The 388-nt window shown below is 33.5% G+C and carries 1 pseudogene; it reads right to left on the bottom strand.

Features of this window, described 5'->3' with window-relative positions:
- A pseudogene (locus DW114_RS21920) lies at positions 1-388 on the bottom strand (ferrous iron transporter B); the annotation flags it as partial.

Genomic DNA, 388 nt, shown 5'->3' with positions numbered 1-388 from the left:
AAAGCTAAGAATCGATTGGTCACAATTTTGTCTATTTTGTCAGAGGTCGTAAGTTTTCCTCTGGTTTTCTTTTTATAACAGTTTTGAATAATGGATGATATATAGAGATATCGTTCGTTTGTGATAATAGATTCGGCATCATCATCCAGCTCTTTTTCTGCATTTTGTATATCTTTTTCAATATGTGCTTTAATAGAATCATTTAATTTTAATAATGAAAGTATCTTTTCATCACGTTCAAACAGTTTCAATGCATACCAGCGTTGTTTTTCCTCTGGCATATCGTGTAATGCCACTTCTTTAATCTGTGCCAAAGCGTGTTCTACAACATCTGAAAATGTATGATAAGAAGCTGTTTTTCCATATGCTGCGGCCTTTATCACCGCAT

Source organism: Absiella sp. AM09-50 (assembly GCF_003433845.1).
In the GTDB taxonomy this organism is placed as follows: Bacteria; Bacillota_I; Bacilli_A; order Erysipelotrichales; family Erysipelotrichaceae; genus Hoskinsella; species Hoskinsella hominis.
The sequence above is the reverse complement of the archived record's forward strand: the minus strand, read 5'-3'. Positions and strand labels throughout refer to the sequence as shown.